Raw genomic sequence first — 16,476 nt, forward strand, 5'->3', positions numbered from 1 at the left:
CGTCTCATGACTCTCACGCGCGCGTTCTTCGCCGTCGTTTTCGCCGCGAGCCTTCCACCGCTTTCCGCGGCGAGGGCGGAAACGACGGCGCTCGCGTCCCATCGCGCCGTTTACGAGCTCACGCTCGACAAGGCGACGGGCTCCAAAGCGCCGGCGCAGGCGCGCGGTCGCATCGTTTTCGATTTTTCCGCCTCGTGCGACGGTTACGTCCAGAATTTCCGCCAGATCACCGAGCTTCAGCCGGCGGAAGGCGCGACGAAGCTCTCCGACATGCTGTCGGCGACTTTCGAGGCGCTGGACGCCTCGAATTATCGCTTCAAGGTCGAGACGAAGATCGACAACGCCTCCGCCGAGGCGGTCGATGGAAAGGCGCAGAAGTCCAGGGACGGGCGCGTCGCGGTGGATCTTTCGCGCCCAAAGCGCGCCCATCTGGACCTCGACGGACCGGCCCTTTTCCCGAGCGAGCATCTGCGCCACATCGTCGAAGCGGCGCGGAAAGGGGACTCGCTCCTGGAGGCGCAAGTCTATGACGGCACGGGCGAGGGCGACAAGGCCTTCGACACGCTGACCGTCATCGGCAAGTCGATCGAGGCGCCGGCGGGCGAGAAGGCCGCTCAGGCCGACGCGCTCAAGGGCATGAAGCGCTGGCGCGTCTCCGTCTCCTATTTCGAACCCGGCAAGCGCGACGGCCAGCCGATCTATGTTCTGTCGTTCGATCTTTACGAAAACGGCGTCTCGCGCGCGCTCAAGCTCGATTACGGCGATTTCGTCCTTAAGGGGGATATGACCGAACTGACGATCCAACCCGCTGCGTCCTGCAAGAAATAAATCCTTAATGTCGACGCGCGGATTGTCGCGCCAGACGAGCGGCTCGCATGTAGCCTGCTCGCTCATTCGAGCGCGTTAGCATGATTTGATGCGCTCCAGCTAGCGGGGCGCACGATGACGACGATCGGCTCTTATCTTGCAGTCGCAAACGATCTCGGCAGATGGCGCGGCGTCGCCGCAAAGGCGCCGGCGGTCTCAGCGGAGACGGCGTATTTTCAGGCGAAAATTTCCCAAGCCACGTCGATCGACGCGTTGCTGGCGGACAAGCGGCTCTTCAGTTACGCCATGAAGGCCTTCGGCCTCGGGGACAAGACCTATGCGGTCGGACTGATGCGCAAGGCGCTCGCGCAGGGCGTCGACAATCCCGACGCGCTGGCGAATACGTTGCACAACCCCAACATCCTCGCTTTCGCCAAGGCTTTCGACTATGCGGCGAAGGGCGCCGCAGTCGCTTCGGCGAGTCTCGCGGAGACCGTGACGGGCCGCTATGTCGAGCAGGCCATGCAGGCGGATCAGGGCAGGCAGAATCCAGGCGTGGAGCTGGCGCTCTACTTCCGGGAGCATGCGCCGCAGCTCACGAGCGTTTATGGCGTGCTTGCCGACAAGAAGCTGCTCGAAGTCGTGCAGACCGCGCTCGGCGTTTCGCCGAAAACCTCGGCGCAGCCTGTCGACACGCAAGCGCGCTTGCTGAAGGCCAAGCTGGATATCGATGACTTCAAGGACGAAAAGAAGCTCTCGTCCTTCATCGCCCGCTTCGCGGCGATGTATGACATGCAGAACGCCGGCGCGGCGCCGACGGCGGTCACGAACGCCAACGCCATTCTCTACGGCGCGTCTCTTATCGGCTCCGATGAGCCGGTGGGCGTCGACCTCTCCCTGATCCTGCAACGGCAGGCCGCTTTGCGCGGCTATTAGATCCATCTCTCGACGAAGGCCCGCAGGCGCGCGCGCAGGGACCCTTCTCGCCAGAAGATGACGCCGTGAATGGCGATCGTCTGCGCCTCGAACGGCGCGCGCGCGGGCGCTTCGAGGAGGCCCTTGTTCGCCGGAAGGCGCATCAGACCGTCTTCGTCCTCCGGCATGGCGATTTCAACTTCGCCGTTCGCCTGAATGTCGCCGGCGACATAGTGCAGCAGCATCAGATTGCGCACGATATCCTGCATCTGCGAGCGCGGCGTCTTTCTAACGGCGCAGTCCCCTGTGCGGATGCTGTAGACGCCGCTCGCGTCGGTCGATTGCAGCATCAAGGCGACAAGCGAACCTTCGCCGGGCCAGAAGCTCTTTCCGCCGCGTTCGATTTCGAGAAATGGCCCTTCGAACACGCGCGAGGCCAGAACGCGCAGCGCGCAGGGGCCGAGTACGAGCGTCTGGGTCGCGTCGACATAATCGAAACGAGGCGCCTGCTCCGCTCTCGGCTGCGGCGCGGCGACGCCCGCATCGACTTCCGCGAGCAGAGCGCGCGCCACGCGGCCCGCGGCTTCGGTCGAAAGATGATTCTCGTCCTGGAAATGCGCGGCGACGAGCGCTTCTGAAAATACGTTGCGCAGCGACAGGCTGGGGACGCCGCGACGGCGCGCGGTGGCGGCGTATAGCTTGGCGATTCGCCGGATCGCTTTTTGCTGCTTACGGTTGCCGCTCGGGCGCGGCTCCAGATTGAGGAAAAACAGGCCGACGCCCTTATGCGCGCAGAAATCCGTCACCGCCTGAAGCGCGTCGGCGACGAGCGCGGGCCGCAGGACGCCGGCCTCGAGCAGAAGAATGTCGTTGAGGCAATATTCGAAAATGACGAGGTCGGGCAGGGGCGCGTGTTCGCGCTCAAGTTTCATGAGCGCCATCAACCCATAGAGCGAGCCGACGGCGCCGAGAAAGCGGTTCTCGACGCGATGGCCCGTCGCCAATTCCGCAAACTGCGCGGCCCAGCCATTCTTCACGCCGGCGTTGGAGCCTCCCAGCAAGAGAATATGCAAGCGGGAAACCTCCGCGAATACACTGGTCAAACAGGGCGCGTCGAAATCTCTATCAAAAAGACGTCAGCGAATGGTTTCGGCCCTGGCGGCGCCGGCGTTTACGCCGAAATAGAAGCCGCTCCAGCCCGCGCCGGGCGCCTTTTCAGGCGCCTCGATCGGCTCGATGGGCCTGGCGGAAGGCGGGGAGGCCTCCGCCTTTTTTGCCGCAGCCGTTTTTGGCGCATGCGCGAGACCTCGGCTCGCGGCTTGCGCTGCGAAAGGAGCCAAAGCGACGAACAGGCCAGCGAGGCAGATAAGCGAAAAGCGTCCCATGTCCGACCGAGGATCCGTTCTCCAAGCGCTTCCCGCCACTGCGTTCGCGCCGCCCCAGGATAGCGCGCCCGAGAGAAAAACGCGCGCATTATCCGAAGCGGTAGCTCGACGCCGTCACGCCGCCGAACAGGCCCGCGTCGTGATAGACGCGCTTCGCCGGCGCGTCCTCCGCGGCTCCGAGGGCGACGAATAGCGGCGCGAGGTGATCTTCTCGCGGATGACAGAGGCGCGCATAAGGCGCGGCCTCCCAGGCGATCAGTTTTTCACGCCGTCTTGCGGGCGACTCCGCCATCGTTTCGCCGAGCCATTCGTCGAAGGCTTCCGAGGGCTCCCGCGCCGCCGGGCCAAAGCGCTGGAGATTGTGGTAGCTGAGCCCCGAGCCGACGATAAGGACGCCCTCCTCGCGCAGCGGCGCGAGCGCCTGGCCCGCCGCCAGATGCGCGGCGGGGTCGTAGCCCGCCTGAAGCGAGAGCTGGAAAATGGGGATGTCCGCTTGGGGATACATGATGAAGAGGGGCGCGAAGGCGCCGTGATCGAAGCCACGGGTCTCGTCAAGGCGCGCGGACAGGCCCGCCGCAAGGATCAGGCTTGCGGCGCGGGCCGCGAGCTCCGGCGCGCCCGGGGCGGGGTAGACGATCTCATAGGTTTCGGGCGGAAAGCCGGAATAGTCGTAGACCATGGGCGGGCGCGCCGCCGCCATGACGGCGAAGCTAGCCTCCTCCCAATGGCCGGAGACGACCAGCACGGCTCTTGGCCGCTCGCCGATCTCCTGCGGCATGCGCGCGAGCGCCTCTTCTAGATTGACGAAACGGCGCCGCCAGTCCGGCAGCCATGGCCATGGGCCCCCGCCATGGGAGATGAAGTAGGTCGGCAGACGCAAGCGCTTTCCCCGGATGGTCGCCGGCATACTCTTATCACAACGCGCCGTAGCTTTCCGCCCTTTGGGCGCGACCGATCAGGCTGGCGAGCAGCACGGCGAGAACGCCGGTGAGGAAGATGCCGTCGAACGTGCCGGCGCCGCCGATGGAGAGCACGGGCGTTCCGAGCCCCTGCAGTTTGTCGATATTCATGAGGTCGGTGCCGATCAGCACGCCCAGACTTCCGCCCGCATAAGCGAGCGGGGCGAGATTGCGCCATGAAATGACCGCGGCGATGATCGTGGCCGCGAGCGGGCCGACGAAGATCGGCACGGCGATGCCGATCCCGCGCACGGGTTCGGCAAGAGCGTAGGTGATCGCCGCGACGCAGGCGGCCGCGATCAGGCCGCGCCCCCACAGGGCGTTCCGAGACAGAAGAAAGAAGGAGAGAAGCGTCGGGATCACCGCGCCGCCGACATTCACGGCGAGAATGACTTCCGGCTGCGACAATTGCGGCACGACATATGGGACGCCGAAATAGATGATCTCACGCTCGCTGACGAAAGGCTCGCTTCCCAGCGTCGCGATCGGAATGTTCACATAGCTGCCGAGCAGCGACGCGATGAGCAGGAAGACGGCGGTCTGCGAGCTGACGCCGAGCTGGGTGTATGCATATTGCAGGATCCGAAGCTGGACGAGGATGACGAGAAGCGCGACGACGCCGGCAAGCAGAAGGAAGATCGGCGGAGCCACCGGAAGATATTGCGCGTCGCCCAGATGCATCCTGCCCTCCTCTTCGGCCTCCGGCTGGGAGATGGCGCGGCGCGCGAGAGTTTCCACCTGTCGGGCGCGGACTTGCACAAGCCATCAAAGCAACCGGTCGATGCGGCGAAGCTGCGAATGATGAAGCAGCAGGACGTTGTTGGATGCTGCCAGCGCTTCGGCGGCGGGCGTATAGCCGACGGTGGTCACGACGACGCCCCGCTGCGCCTCCACATGGGCGACGCCGGCGACGATTTCCTGAACCGCGCGATTTCTGACCGGCTTCGCATACATCTTGCATTGAACGACAATGCGCCGGCCCCGCTTCGCGGCGACGATGTCCACGCCCTGATCGCCGCTCGCCGGCGTGACGTCCGCGCGCCATTTCGCCTGCCGAAGCAACGCCGCGCAGTAATGCTCGAACTCCTCCGGGCTCATATCCGCGCGAAACTGCGGCTCGGCGATCTGCTCATAGACGAGCACGGCGAGATGCAAGACGCCGAAATAAGCGAGGCCCATAAAGACGATCCCGGCCATATGCGGCCAGAAAAAGCCGGCGAGGGCGGTGAAGACGAATATCGCGACGACCCATCCGGCGACGCCGCGACTGCTCCAATGCGTCATTTTTGTCCAAAAGGCGACAGTCGCGGCTCAACGCCAGCCTTCGAAAGAGAAGGGCTCGATGCCCTCATTCTCGATCTCGATCGCGAAGGCGACGCCGCGCGCGACGAGCTTGTTTCGGCCGCTGACCCCCGCGACGCGCGCGCTCGGGTCGAGCGCGATCTCGACCAGAGGAGAGCCCTCGACCACGGCCTGCTCTTTGCGCGCCAGGCCCTTGATGCGGCCCGCTGTCGGGGCGCGCAGGACGGCGTCGTCGACAAAGCCTAGCGTGGCGCCGGCCTCGACGGCGGCGCCGATTGACAAATGGGTGCGAAAAAGGCCGGCTCCCGTCGCGCGGGCGAGAGCGTGGTCGGCGGCGACGTCTCGCGGCCGGCTGATCGAAGGCTTCTCGCCGGGGCTGAGGATGGCGCCGGGATCGTGGCCTTCGGTGTCGATCGCAAGGTCGCAATCCTCGCCGGGCGTGAAGGCGCGGCCCAAGCCGATGCTCAGCTCGGCGAGGTCGCGCAGCGCGATCGGCTGGGGCTCCTTGTCTTCCCTGGCGATGACGATCACATGCCAGGGCCAGCGATCGACCGCCTCGTCCAGACTGCCCCGCAGGAGCGGAATGAATTCGCGGGTTTGAAATCCGAGCATGAATTCGGCGTTCACGTCGGCGCGGCGGGCTTCGATCCCGTCGAGCTGGGCGCAGCCGTCGTACCAGGCGTCGGCGTAGCACATGCGCCGGCGCAGTATGAGGGGCGCCGTCGAGCGGTAGAGCGCCACGGCGTAGCCCTCCGCGAACAGCGTCCGCGCCGCAGCCGACGCTTCCTCGCCAATGCCGCATACCAGCACGCTCAGATCTTCGGACATCACGATCCTCTTTCGGCGCGATTAAGCGCCCCGCGCGCGGGGAAAGCAAGAATCGGGCGAGCTTAATCTCACTCTTCGCAGAGGAATTGGCGCGAGCGGAGCGCAATCTGCGACCGGGCGAGCGTAAATTACGAATTCACGTCGATCCCCGCATCGGCGCGGCGCATATCCCGGGCTCCGCCGGCGTTCTTTGCGCGCTGAAACTGGTAGGCCGGGAGGGACTCGAACCCCCAACCAGACCGTTATGAGCGGTCGGCTCTAACCATTGAGCTACCGGCCCCTGTCGCTCGGGGACGCTACGTCCTATACAGCAATCTATCTGGCAGGCAATATCGCCGCGCGAGGGGTAGGGCGGATGACGGACGCCGAGGCGCGCGCGGCCATTGTCGCTGGGGCTTTGGAGCTGGAGCGGCTGGGGCTCAATCATGGCTCGGCGGGGAATCTGTCGCTTCGGACCGGCGAATCGGCGCTGGTGACGCCGAGCGGGGTCCCCGCCCGCGAGCTCGCGGCCGAGTTGATCGCGCGGATGCGGATCGCCGACGAGAGCGGCGCCTTCGAAGGACCGCTGGCGCCGTCGAGCGAATGGCGATTTCATCTGGACATTTATCGCGCCCGGCCCGACGTGGGCGCGGTCGTGCACATGCATTCGACCTACGCCACGACGCTCGCCTGTCTGCGGCGGGAGATCCCCGCCGTGCATTACATGATCGCGGCCTTTGGCGGCCCGACCGTGCCCTGCGTCGGCTACGCCTCCTATGGCGCGGCCGAGCTGTCGGCGCTCGTCGTCGAGGGTCTGAAGGACCGGGATGGCGTGCTGCTCGCCAATCACGGGGCCGTCGTCGCCGGGCCCGACATGCGCAAGGCGCTGTGGCGCGCGGTGGAGCTGGAGGCGCTGGCGCAAGTTTATTATCTAAGCTCGATGGCGGGGGAGCCGTTTGTGCTGCCCGACGACGAGATCTGGCGAACGGTCGAGCGGTTCAAGAACTACGGGCCGAGCAACCGGGCGTAGCCCATCATTGCAAGCCAAGCGAAACAATCCGGAAAAGTCGTCGAGCTTCGGATCGCCTCATCCATTCGCTCGGCGCAAAGATGGAGCGGCTCAGCGCGCCAAGTCGGGAAACAATCCTCTCAACCCTGCTTCCGTCGCCGCGCAAACGCCGCGCTCGGTAATCAATCCGGTGACATATCTCGCCGGCGTCACGTCGAAGGCCCAGTTGCGCGCTGGCGAGCCTTCGGGCGTCACCTGAACTTCCGTCACCCCGCCGTCGGGCGCGCGCCCCGAAACATGCGTCACCTCGCGCGCACTGCGCTCCTCGATCGGGATATGCGCGACGCCGTCGTCAATCCGCCAGTCGATGGTGGAGGCGGGCAAAGCGACATAGAAGGGCACGCCATTGTCATGGGCGGCGAGCGCCTTGAGATAGGTGCCGATCTTGTTGCACACATCGCCCGTGCGGGTGGTGCGGTCCGTGCCGACGATGCAGAGATCGACCATGCCGCGCTGCATCAGATGCCCGCCGGCGTTGTCGGCGATCACCGTATGCCTGATCCCCTCGGACAAAAGCTCGAAAGCCGTGAGGCTCGCGCCCTGATTGCGCGGCCGCGTCTCGTCGACCCACACATGAAGATCGATCCCCGCGCGCGCCGCCTTGTAGACGGGCGCCAGCGCCGTGCCCCAGTCGACGGTGGCGAGCCAGCCGGCGTTGCAGTGCGTGAGGATGTTGATCGGCCGCCCGGGATTCGCCTCGGCCGCCGCGCGAATCAGCGCCTCGCCATGAACGCCGATGGCCGCGCAGCAGGCGACGTCTTCTTCCGCGATGCGCCCCGCCTCGGCGAAAGCGAGCGCGATGCGCTCGGACGCCGGCGCGGCGGCAAGGAGGGCCTTCACCCGGTCGAGCGCCCAGCGCAGATTGACGGCGGTGGGACGCGCCGCCAAAAGCTTGCCATAGGCCGCCTCGAGCGCCGCGTCGCTCGCATCCTCCTGCGTCGCCAAAGCCAGGCCATAGGCGCCCGCGACGCCGATAAGCGGGGCGCCGCGCACATTCATGTCGCTGACAGCCCGGGCGACCCCGTCGCTGTCGGCAAGGGTCAGCGTCTCGAAGCGATGGGGCAGGCGGGTCTGGTCAATGATTTCCACGCGGCGGCCGGTCTCTTGGCCGCCGACCTCGTCGAGCCATATCGTCCTATAGTCGCGGCCATTGATGCGCATCTTCGCTCGCCTTCGGGTGGCTTTCGGCCCTTGTGCCTTCTGGCCCGGAACTTGTAAACCGAGGGCGGCGCGCGACCGAAGGCGTTGCGGCGGGCCGGGGAGATTCCATGACCTATTGTTGCGGCGTCCTGGTGCGCGACGGTTTGGTGATGATCGCGGATACGCGCACCAATGCGGGCCTCGACAACATATCGACCTTTCGCAAGCTGCAACTCTTCGAGCAGCCCGGCGAACGCGTGCTCATGCTCGCTTCGGCGGGCAACCTCTCCGTGACGCAGGGGGTCGTCAATTTCCTGAAAGAGGGGTTCGAGAATCCCGACACCAAGGAAATTGAAAGCGCCATGACGGCGCCGACCATGCTCAAGGCGGCGCAGCTCGTCGGCCGCGCCGTGCGCCGTTCGCGCGCCGAGGCCTTCGATCCGGCCGACCAGTCCAACGGCGTCAGCTTTGACGTCACCTTGCTTCTCGGCGGCCAGATCAGGGGCGGCGAGCCGCGTCTTTTCATGATCTACACGGCCGGCAACAGCATCGAATGCACGCCTGACACCAATTACCTGCAGATCGGCGAGCACAAATATGGCAAGCCCATCCTCGACCGCGCGGCCAATTTCGACAGCGACATCTACGATGCGCTGAAGATCGGCCTGATTTCCATGGATTCGACGATCAAATCGAATTTGTCCGTCGGCCTGCCGATCGACGTCGCGCTGCTGCGCCGCGACGCTTTGCAACTCGAAGTCTCGACGCGCATCGACGCCGGCGACGAATATTTCCGCGACCTCCGCGAGCGATGGTCGAAAGCGTTGCGCGCGGCGCATATGGCCATTCCGGCGCCGCCCTATCGCGGTCGCGAACCATGACCGTCCTGACGTCGGCGGATAGCGGGTCAATCGCGCGCGGGGCGCAGATTCTTCGAGAGGGCGGTCTCGTCGCTTTCCCGACGGAGACAGTCTACGGGCTCGGGGCCGACGCCGCCAGCGCCTGGGCCGTCGCGCGCATCTACGACGCCAAGGGGCGGCCCTCCTTCAACCCGCTCATCGCCCATGTCGCAAATATCGAGGCGGCGCGGCGGGAGGCGGTTTTGCCGGACGCCGCGTTGAAGCTCGCCGAGGCCTTCTGGCCGGGGGCGCTGACCATCGTCGCCCCGGCGGCGCCGGGCGGCTCAGCCTGCGAACTGGCTCGGGCCGGATTGCCGAGCATTGCGCTGCGCGTCCCCGATCATCCCGTCGCGCGCGCGCTGATCTCGGCGCTGGGCCGGCCGGTCGCGGCGCCCTCCGCCAATCGCTCCGGCCATGTAAGCCCGGTGACGGCGGCGCATGTGGCGGAGGATTTATCGGGCCGCGTGGACATGATTCTCGATGGCGGCCGAACCGCGACGGGGCTCGAATCGACCATTGTCTCCTTTTGCGGCGCGCGGCCGACGCTGCTTCGGCCGGGCGCCGTCGCGCGCGAGAAAATCGAGAGGGTTCTGGGCGCAAAGCTCGCCGCGCCGATACGCGCCGAGATCATGGCCCCCGGCATGACGGCCTCTCATTACGCGCCCAATGCGAGATTGCGTCTGGAGGCGCATGAGATCCGGGCGGGGGAGTCGGCGCTCGATTTCGGCGGGCGGCTGACCGCCCTGGCGGCGCCGGGGACGGTCGTGCTCGACCTTTCGCCCGCGGGCGACCTCGTCGAGGCGGCCGCCAATCTTTTCGCTTATTTACGGGAGCTCGACGCACGCGGCGTCGAGAAGGCCGCCGTCGCGCATATTCCAGAGCGCGGCTTGGGCGAAGCGATCAACGACCGGCTGAGACGGGCGGCGGCTCCGGGGCTGAGCCAGATTCCTGCTCAGTGACTCATAACCTGCCAGCCTTTCGTCTTCTCCGCGCACGTGCCCCACGCGCAAGTCTTTGTGAAGACGCGCTTTCATCCGAGCCCGTAACTAAGGTTCGCCTTTGGCGGATCAGGCGGCCAGCGCGGCCGGGCTCGCCGCGCGGAGGTGGAAATCAGCCGTCACCGGGCGCGGCGATCCCTTCAGCAGCGAGGCGCACTCATAGCCGCGCGCGACGAAATCGCCCGAGCCCGTCGCGCACATCTCCACAGCGAGTCGCGTGAGGCGATTGAGCACCGGCTCCGTAACCCAGGCGAAGCGAGGCGCGTCGGGCGCGATGGTGCGCATGAGCGCGACGCGCGCGTCGTTGTTCGCCTGGCTCATGCGGGCGTGCCAGCGGGGCTGAGGCTCCTGCCAGTCATTGGCGACGATGACGGGCCGGCGATAGATGCGCGCCTCGTCCTCCGTGCGCTCGATCAGCGCCATCTCGCCGCGCTTGACGCCGGCAAGCGTGAAAAGCGTCGGCCGCACGAGCGGCTCGCGCGCAATGAGCGTCACCGCGTCTTCAAAAGACTCGCAGGTCTCGAAGGCGTAGCGCAGCAGATGGTCCGGCGGCCAGCCGCCCTCGCTCGCCAGCGCGTTGCGGAGGTTGATCGCGGCGTCGACGGCGAAGCCGAGCGCGCCTTTGGTGCGGCGCAGCATGGGCGCCTGGTTGATGACGGCGCAGAAACGGCCCGGCGCCATGGCCGAGAGTACGCCGACCGCGCCGGGCCAGGTGGCGTTGTAGAAATCGCCCGCCGGGCCGGATTGCCACGCCATCTCTACGGCCTCGCCCAGGCCCTTGAATGGCCAGTCCAGCGTGCGGCGGATGCGCGGCAGTCCGTCGGGCCCCTCATAGGCCTGGGTCGTGCAGGCGAAGAGGTAGGACATATTGAGCGTCATCGCGCCGGGAAAGCCCAGGATCGACACGACATGTTCAAGCTCCGCGCGATAGGCGGAGGCGGATTTCTTCAGCCAGTTCGCCGCCACGCGGTCAATCGGCGAGAGGCAGTAGCGCCCGAGCGGCGGGATCGCGCCAAGGCAGGCGTCGCGCAGGGCCGCGGCGGCGTCGACCCGCGCCCTGGCATGGGCTACGGGTCCGCCGTCGCGCACGTCGAGGAAGGGAATCGGGTTCATCGTCGTCCTGCGGTCAAATGGGCGTCATCGAGCCTTCAAGAAACTCACATCCTTCTGTCATAAACCAGTGAATTCTCGTTCACGATGCAGTCGGGCGAGCCCGCCGTCCGTCTGGCGCTCGAATCCGCAGCCGCGCTATAAGCTTCTCACGTCGACAACCCGACGATTCGCTGCACCGCAACAACGAGCGCCCTCATGTCCCACGCCGTCGCCGCCGCCTTTCTGGCGCTCGATGCACACGCGCCCACGCTCAGCAATTCGCGCGTGATCGACCTTTTCGCGGCGGACCCCGCGCGCTTCCGGAATTTCAGCGTCGCGCTCGACGAAAACTTCCTCTTCGACTTTTCCAAGCACAAGGCGACGCGCGAGACGATCGACCTCCTCGTCGCGCTCGCCAGGGCGCGCAAGCTCGAGTCGTGGCGAGACGCGCTTTTCGGCGGCGAGATCGTGAACAACACCGAGAAGCGCGCCGCCATGCATATGGCGCTGCGCGATCTCTCGACGAGGCCGCTCCTCGTCGGCGACGAAAATGTGCGCCCGCTGATCGAGGCGGAGCGCGAGAAGGTTTATGCTTTCGCCCGCGCCATTCGCGCCGGCGAGGCGAAGGGCGCGACGGGCTTCGTCTTCACGGATGTCGTGAATATCGGCATTGGCGGCTCGGATCTCGGTCCCGCAATGGCGGCGCGCGCTTTGTCGCCTTACGCCGACGGCGGCCCGCGCGCGCATTTCGTTTCCAATGTCGACGGCGCCGATCTCGCCGATACGCTCGCGGGTCTCGATCTTGCGCGCACGCTCTTCATCGTGTCGTCCAAGACTTTCACGACGCAGGAGACGATGGCCAATGCGGCGAGCGCGCGCGCGCGTCTCGTGGCCGCGCTCGGCGAAGACGCGGTCGCCAAGCACTTTGCCGCCGTCTCGACAAAGCTCGACAAAGTTGCGGCCTTCGGCATCGAGCCGTCGCGCGTCTTCGGCTTCTGGGATTGGGTCGGCGGGCGCTATTCGCTTTGGTCGTCGATCGGCCTCGCCCTCGCCATCGCCGTCGGTCCGGAGAATTTCACGCAGTTTCTGCGAGGCGGCTTCGATGTTGACGAGCATTTCCGCTCGGCGCCGCTCGACAAAAATATTCCCGTGCTCATGGGCCTGCTCGGCGTCTGGCATCGCAATGTGATGAAGCGCGGCGCGCATGCGGTCATTCCCTATGACCAGCGCCTCGCGCGTTTCCCTGCCTATCTCCAGCAACTCGACATGGAATCGAATGGCAAGTCGGTGACCCGCGAAGGCGGTTTCGACACGCACCAGACCGGGCCGATCGTTTTCGGCGAGCCCGGCACCAATGGGCAGCATGCCTTCTTCCAGCTTCTGCATCAGGGCACGGACGTTACGCCGATCGACTTTCTCGTCGCCGCCGAGCCGACGGCCGCGGATGCGCATCATCACGCGCTTCTCTTCTCCAACTGTCTCGCGCAGGCGGAAGCGTTCATGCGCGGCCGCACGCTGGACGAGGCGAAAGCGCAGTTGCGCGGGCAGGGGCTCGACGAGGCGGAAGTCGAACGCCTCGCCCCGCACAAGGTCTTTTCGGGCGATCGGCCCTCGAGCGTCTTCCTCTACCGCCGCCTCGATCCGCGCGCGTTGGGCCGCCTCGTCGCGTTGTATGAGCACAAGGTTTTCGTGCAGTCGGTGATCTGGGACATCAATCCCTTCGACCAATGGGGCGTGGAGCTTGGCAAGGAGCTCGCCAACAGACTCGCGCCCATCGTCGAAAATGCGGGCGCCTCGACGGAAGGGTTGGATGCGTCGACCGCGGGATTGATTAGCTGGCGGCGAGCGTAGCGGCGCATGGAGCGGCAAAGGCGCAGGCCTGCGGCTCCTTTTCATGGATCGTGGCCAAGTGCGTCGCTCCGGTCAGCTCTCCTGAACCGCTCGCGGGCGCGGAAATATCATCGGTCGTCGGCTCCGCCTCGCGCACACCGTGCGACGGCGCACATCAATTCCTTTCGAATTGCTTAATTCTCTCCTCATCGAAGCAGTCGGCTTTCGATTTGTAGAGGAGAGTAACATGATCGCTAAACACATTGCTTTTGCGGCTTCGGCTCTCGTCCTGAGCGCCGCCGTCATCCCCGCCGCTTCGGCTGAGACTTTTTCCGAGCAACGGATCACGCGCATCGACGCGTTCGGCAATCGCGTCAGCAAGACGCGCATCGTCAAATTCGACGCGTTCGGCAACCCGTCCTCCGCGGTGCGCATCGTTCGCGCCGATCCGTTCGGCAACAAGATGGTCAAAACGATCCGCACCGACGCTTTCGGCGATCGCGTCGTCAACACCACGCTCGTGACGCATCGCGGCGACTTCTAACCCCACGATTTTGAATGCAGGAAGGATCACGACAATGAACGCTTTCAAGAAAATCTCTCTCGCCGCCGCGCTTGCCGGAGCGCTCAGCATTCCGGCCGCGACCAGCGCTTTCGCCTGGGGCAGCGGCAATTGGGGCACGCCGGTCTCCAACGGCAATTCGGGCTCCAAAGGCTATGGCGGCAACGGCGGAAATGGCGGCGCTGGCGGCTGGAACGGCGGCGGTCAGCAGTCCGGCGGATGGAACAATACGCCGCGGCCTGACAAGAACGGCGAATGCTGGAAGTGCAATAGCTCCGCCAGCAACTCTGGCTGGAACGGCAATGGCGGCGGCCGCGGCGGCTATTTCGGCAACGACGTGAGCAGCCGGCGCGGGACCGCTTCCTGCCGTGAGCTTCAAAGCATGGGTTACAGAATTGGCTGCGGCGGCGATCGCTGGGGAAGCAATAACGGCGGCTATGGCGGATCGAATGGCGGCTGGGGCGGCTATGGCGGCGGTCGCCAGGGCGGCTGGAACGGCGGATCGAACGGCGGCTCCTGGGGCGGCTACGGCGGCGGCCGTCAGAGCGGTTGGAACGGCGGCTCGCAGGGCGGGTCCTGGGGCGGTTACGGCGGCGGTCGCCAGAGCGGCTGGAATGGCGGCTCGCAGAGCGGCTACGCGAACAACGCCTTCTATCATTAAGGGGCGAGCATGTTGACGAAAGAGCGGGTTGGCGCAGCCGCCAATCCGCCTTTTGTCGTCCGTCTGTCGTCAAACCGCCTTCGCCGAGAGAATGCTCGTCAGCGTCGGCAGGGCGTTGGCGAGCAGTTTGAATCCGCCGAACCCGGCCTGCGTCAAGAGCGCCTCGATCTCCTCCACCCGGCGCGGTTCGCCGCGCCCCATGGCGAGCGTGTAGAAGCCATAATAGGCGTCGAGGGGCTCGGCGCCCTTCACGCCGGACATGGCTTCGACGATCAGCAGCGCCGCGCCGGGCTCCATCGCGCGGCGGATGTTTTTCAACAGCGCCAGCGCGCGCGCGTCATCCTGATCATGCACGATGCGGATGAGCGTGACGACGTCGGCGCCTTCCGGCAAATCGTCGCGCAGAAAATCCCGGCCGTGAACTTCGACGCGGGCGGTCACGCCCGCCGCCTCGAACCTCGCCCGCGCGCGCTCGGCCACCGCGGGAAGATCGACGAGCGCAAGCTGCAGATCCGGCGCGCGCGCGGCGGCCTCGCAGAGGAACACGCCTTCGCCGCCGCCGATGTCCATGAGCCGCTTGTGCCGCGACATGTCATAGGCGTCGAGCGCCTCCTGCGCGACCATAGGCTGAGAGGCGGCCATCAGCGCGCTGTATGGCGCGACCTGGTCCGCCTGAAGCGCCTTGGGCTGTTCGAGATCGGAATAGGGCCAGTAGTCGGCGAGCGCGGCGCGCTTCTCGCCGCGCAACAGCGCGACTGGATCGGCGAGATCGTTGTAGAGAACGGGCTGATGCTCGACGAGCGATAGCGCGGCTCTGTTGCCGAGAAAAGCCGCGCCGAGCTGGCCAAGCCCGTAACGGCCGCCCCCGCGCCGCTCCGCGAGTTCGAGCGACGCCGCCGCGTCGAGGAGCCGCCGCGCGGCCGCCTCGGAAAGGGCGAGCTGGTCGGCGATCTCGACGACCGTCAGCGGACCGCCCGCGAGAGCGTCGAACAGCTTGAGCCGCGCGCAGGCGAAGAGAACCTGGGAATAGACGAAGCCGGCGGCGAGATCGAGCGCCGCCCGCGCCCGTCGCCGCGCGACGGAGCGGGTGAGGGGATTGGCGAGAGACCAGCGCTGGAACGCCGGGTCGGCGATAAGCCGATCCCGCCGCGCCCGCAAAAGGTCCAGCCAGTCCTCGACAAATTGCAGCATCGCGGCCTCCCGACGAAACCGCGCCCGGATAGCACGAGCTTGCGAAGCTGCGAAGAAGGAGGCGACGATTGCGGGCGCGACCGGCTTCCTGTAGAAGGAAAACGTCGTCTCGCGACAGGCGCCCGTAGCTCAGCTGGATAGAGCGTTGCCCTCCGAAGGCAAAGGCCGCACGTTCGAATCGTGCCGGGCGCGCCAAACTCCGCCGATTGGCCTCTATGGCGGCCGAAGCTGCGCCCGCATAGGAACGAGAGATAGCTGGCGGGCGAAAAGAGGAGAAGCGACGGTATTTAACGGTGAAAAAATCCGAATCGCTTCGGGATGAAATGGAAGGCTGATCACGCACTACCTAGCTTGTCCTGGCAGACCGTCGCCGTTTTGCCTTGCCGAGGAGCTTGACGTCACTGGCGGCCATGGTCGGTCGCTCTACGTCCTTGCCCAGCATGTGCGATAGCACCCGGCGCGCATTGGCGGCGCAATCGATGTCGTCGGGCTTCGCCTCGATATCCTTGATGAGCGCGACGAGCTGCGCCTTGCTCTGCTTGAGCCGCATCTGCAGCGCCTCGATGTCTTCCACTTTGCGGCGGAGCGCTTCAAGCAGCGCGTCGCGCCGCCAATTCTCCAGATCGGGCGGCAGCAACGCTCGGATCTCGTCAAGGCTGAAGCCGGCCTTCTGCGCGGTGGTGATGAGGTCGAGCATCATCACCGCCTCCGGCGGATAGGTCCGGTAGCCGTTCGGCCGGCGGTCGACCGTCCTCAGCAAGCCGGCACGCTCGTAAAAGCGAATGCGCGAACTCGTCAGTCCGGTCTGCTTTGCCAGTTCCCCGATATTCATCGCGACGTTTCCTTGAGACGCTCTTGA

18 protein-coding genes and 2 tRNA genes are annotated in these 16,476 nt (G+C 65.9%); 9 read left to right on the forward strand and 11 right to left on the reverse strand.

The genetic code is table 11. The annotated features are described in order from the left end of the window. Positions 1 to 6 precede the first annotated feature (6 nt). Complete coding sequence (locus tag ACNHKD_RS07990; RefSeq protein ID WP_442756537.1) at positions 7 to 828, forward strand: cell envelope integrity EipB family protein; 822 nt, start codon at positions 7 to 9, stop codon at positions 826 to 828. A 114-nt stretch (positions 829 to 942) separates the two neighbouring features. Further along, complete coding sequence (locus ACNHKD_RS07995) at positions 943 to 1,743, forward strand: DUF1217 domain-containing protein (RefSeq protein WP_442756538.1); 801 nt, start codon at positions 943 to 945, stop codon at positions 1,741 to 1,743. Here ACNHKD_RS07995 and ACNHKD_RS08000 read toward each other — a convergent pair. The 7 genes from ACNHKD_RS08000 to ACNHKD_RS08030 all read right to left on the reverse strand — a co-directional run bounded on the left by ACNHKD_RS08000 (position 1,740) and on the right by ACNHKD_RS08030 (position 6,476). Further along, on the reverse strand, positions 1,740 to 2,795 hold the full coding sequence (locus ACNHKD_RS08000; RefSeq protein WP_442756539.1) for an SGNH/GDSL hydrolase family protein: 1,056 nt from the start codon (positions 2,793 to 2,795) through the stop codon (positions 1,740 to 1,742). The two genes, ACNHKD_RS07995 and ACNHKD_RS08000, sit on opposite strands and share 4 nt — an antisense overlap. 63 nt (positions 2,796 to 2,858) lie before the next feature. Next, complete coding sequence (locus ACNHKD_RS08005; RefSeq protein ID WP_442756540.1) at positions 2,859 to 3,107, reverse strand: hypothetical protein; 249 nt, start codon at positions 3,105 to 3,107, stop codon at positions 2,859 to 2,861. Positions 3,108 to 3,195: 88 nt separating this feature from the next. Continuing rightward, positions 3,196 to 4,014 (reverse strand): DODA-type extradiol aromatic ring-opening family dioxygenase, encoded by an 819-nt coding sequence (locus ACNHKD_RS08010; protein WP_442756541.1) that lies wholly within the window; start codon positions 4,012 to 4,014, stop codon positions 3,196 to 3,198. A gap of 7 nt (positions 4,015 to 4,021) precedes the next feature. Further along, complete coding sequence (locus ACNHKD_RS08015) at positions 4,022 to 4,747, reverse strand: DUF1614 domain-containing protein (protein WP_442756542.1); 726 nt, start codon at positions 4,745 to 4,747, stop codon at positions 4,022 to 4,024. Positions 4,748 to 4,831: 84 nt separating this feature from the next. Next, the gene (locus tag ACNHKD_RS08020) at positions 4,832 to 5,350 is read right to left on the reverse strand and encodes a restriction endonuclease (protein ID WP_442756543.1); all 519 of its coding nucleotides are present in this window, start codon (positions 5,348 to 5,350) and stop codon (positions 4,832 to 4,834) included. Positions 5,351 to 5,377: 27 nt separating this feature from the next. Then, complete coding sequence (locus ACNHKD_RS08025) at positions 5,378 to 6,196, reverse strand: hypothetical protein (RefSeq protein WP_442756544.1); 819 nt, start codon at positions 6,194 to 6,196, stop codon at positions 5,378 to 5,380. Between the two features lie 204 nt (positions 6,197 to 6,400). Beyond that, a tRNA-Ile gene (locus ACNHKD_RS08030) sits at positions 6,401 to 6,476 on the reverse strand. A gap of 75 nt (positions 6,477 to 6,551) precedes the next feature. On the opposite strand from ACNHKD_RS08030, the gene ACNHKD_RS08035 reads away from it, so the two are divergent. Next, the gene (locus tag ACNHKD_RS08035) at positions 6,552 to 7,205 is read left to right on the forward strand and encodes a class II aldolase/adducin family protein (RefSeq protein WP_442756545.1); all 654 of its coding nucleotides are present in this window, start codon (positions 6,552 to 6,554) and stop codon (positions 7,203 to 7,205) included. 90 nt (positions 7,206 to 7,295) lie between these two features. Here ACNHKD_RS08035 and mtnA read toward each other — a convergent pair whose 3' ends face one another. Then, positions 7,296 to 8,405, reverse strand: a complete 1,110-nt coding sequence (mtnA, locus tag ACNHKD_RS08040; RefSeq protein ID WP_442756546.1) for an S-methyl-5-thioribose-1-phosphate isomerase — start codon at positions 8,403 to 8,405, stop codon at positions 7,296 to 7,298. A gap of 107 nt (positions 8,406 to 8,512) precedes the next feature. Between mtnA and ACNHKD_RS08045 the strand changes: the two genes are divergently transcribed. Both ACNHKD_RS08045 and ACNHKD_RS08050 read left to right on the forward strand, forming a co-directional pair. Beyond that, positions 8,513 to 9,265 (forward strand): peptidase, encoded by a 753-nt coding sequence (locus tag ACNHKD_RS08045; protein WP_442756547.1) that lies wholly within the window; start codon positions 8,513 to 8,515, stop codon positions 9,263 to 9,265. Next, a complete protein-coding gene (locus ACNHKD_RS08050; protein ID WP_442756548.1) occupies positions 9,262 to 10,242 on the forward strand; it encodes an L-threonylcarbamoyladenylate synthase in 981 nt (326 codons plus the stop codon). The genes ACNHKD_RS08045 and ACNHKD_RS08050 overlap by 4 nt, the downstream gene beginning before the upstream one ends. A 108-nt stretch (positions 10,243 to 10,350) precedes the next feature. On the opposite strand, the gene ACNHKD_RS08055 is transcribed toward ACNHKD_RS08050, so the two are convergent. After that, positions 10,351 to 11,394, reverse strand: coding sequence for a hypothetical protein (locus ACNHKD_RS08055; RefSeq protein WP_442756549.1), 1,044 nt, complete (start codon positions 11,392 to 11,394; stop codon positions 10,351 to 10,353). A 195-nt stretch (positions 11,395 to 11,589) separates the two neighbouring features. Here ACNHKD_RS08055 and pgi point away from each other — a divergent pair, with 195 nt between their 5' ends. The 3 genes from pgi to ACNHKD_RS08070 all read left to right on the forward strand — a co-directional run bounded on the left by pgi (position 11,590) and on the right by ACNHKD_RS08070 (position 14,426). Beyond that, positions 11,590 to 13,224, forward strand: a complete 1,635-nt coding sequence (gene pgi, locus ACNHKD_RS08060; RefSeq protein WP_442756550.1) for a glucose-6-phosphate isomerase — start codon at positions 11,590 to 11,592, stop codon at positions 13,222 to 13,224. A 226-nt stretch (positions 13,225 to 13,450) separates the two neighbouring features. Further along, positions 13,451 to 13,747, forward strand: coding sequence for a hypothetical protein (locus ACNHKD_RS08065; protein WP_442756551.1), 297 nt, complete (start codon positions 13,451 to 13,453; stop codon positions 13,745 to 13,747). Positions 13,748 to 13,781: 34 nt separating this feature from the next. Next, the gene (locus ACNHKD_RS08070) at positions 13,782 to 14,426 is read left to right on the forward strand and encodes a hypothetical protein (RefSeq protein WP_442756552.1); all 645 of its coding nucleotides are present in this window, start codon (positions 13,782 to 13,784) and stop codon (positions 14,424 to 14,426) included. A gap of 69 nt (positions 14,427 to 14,495) precedes the next feature. Here ACNHKD_RS08070 and ACNHKD_RS08075 read toward each other — a convergent pair whose 3' ends face one another. Further along, positions 14,496 to 15,617 carry a methyltransferase gene (locus ACNHKD_RS08075; RefSeq protein ID WP_442756553.1) on the reverse strand — a complete coding sequence of 374 codons (1,122 nt, stop codon included), beginning with the start codon at positions 15,615 to 15,617 and terminating at the stop codon, positions 14,496 to 14,498. A 118-nt stretch (positions 15,618 to 15,735) separates the two neighbouring features. Between ACNHKD_RS08075 and ACNHKD_RS08080 the strand changes: the two genes are divergently transcribed. Continuing rightward, positions 15,736 to 15,812, forward strand: a tRNA-Arg gene (locus tag ACNHKD_RS08080). Positions 15,813 to 15,963: 151 nt separating this feature from the next. Here the strand turns inward: ACNHKD_RS08080 and ACNHKD_RS08085 are convergent. Next, entirely contained in the window at positions 15,964 to 16,449 is a 486-nt protein-coding gene (locus tag ACNHKD_RS08085) for a MerR family transcriptional regulator (RefSeq protein ID WP_442756866.1), read from the reverse strand. Positions 16,450 to 16,476: the final 27 nt, after the last annotated feature.

The sequence above is a fragment of the Methylocystis sp. JAN1 genome (assembly GCF_052186135.1).
Lineage (GTDB): Bacteria > Pseudomonadota > Alphaproteobacteria > Rhizobiales > Beijerinckiaceae > Methylocystis.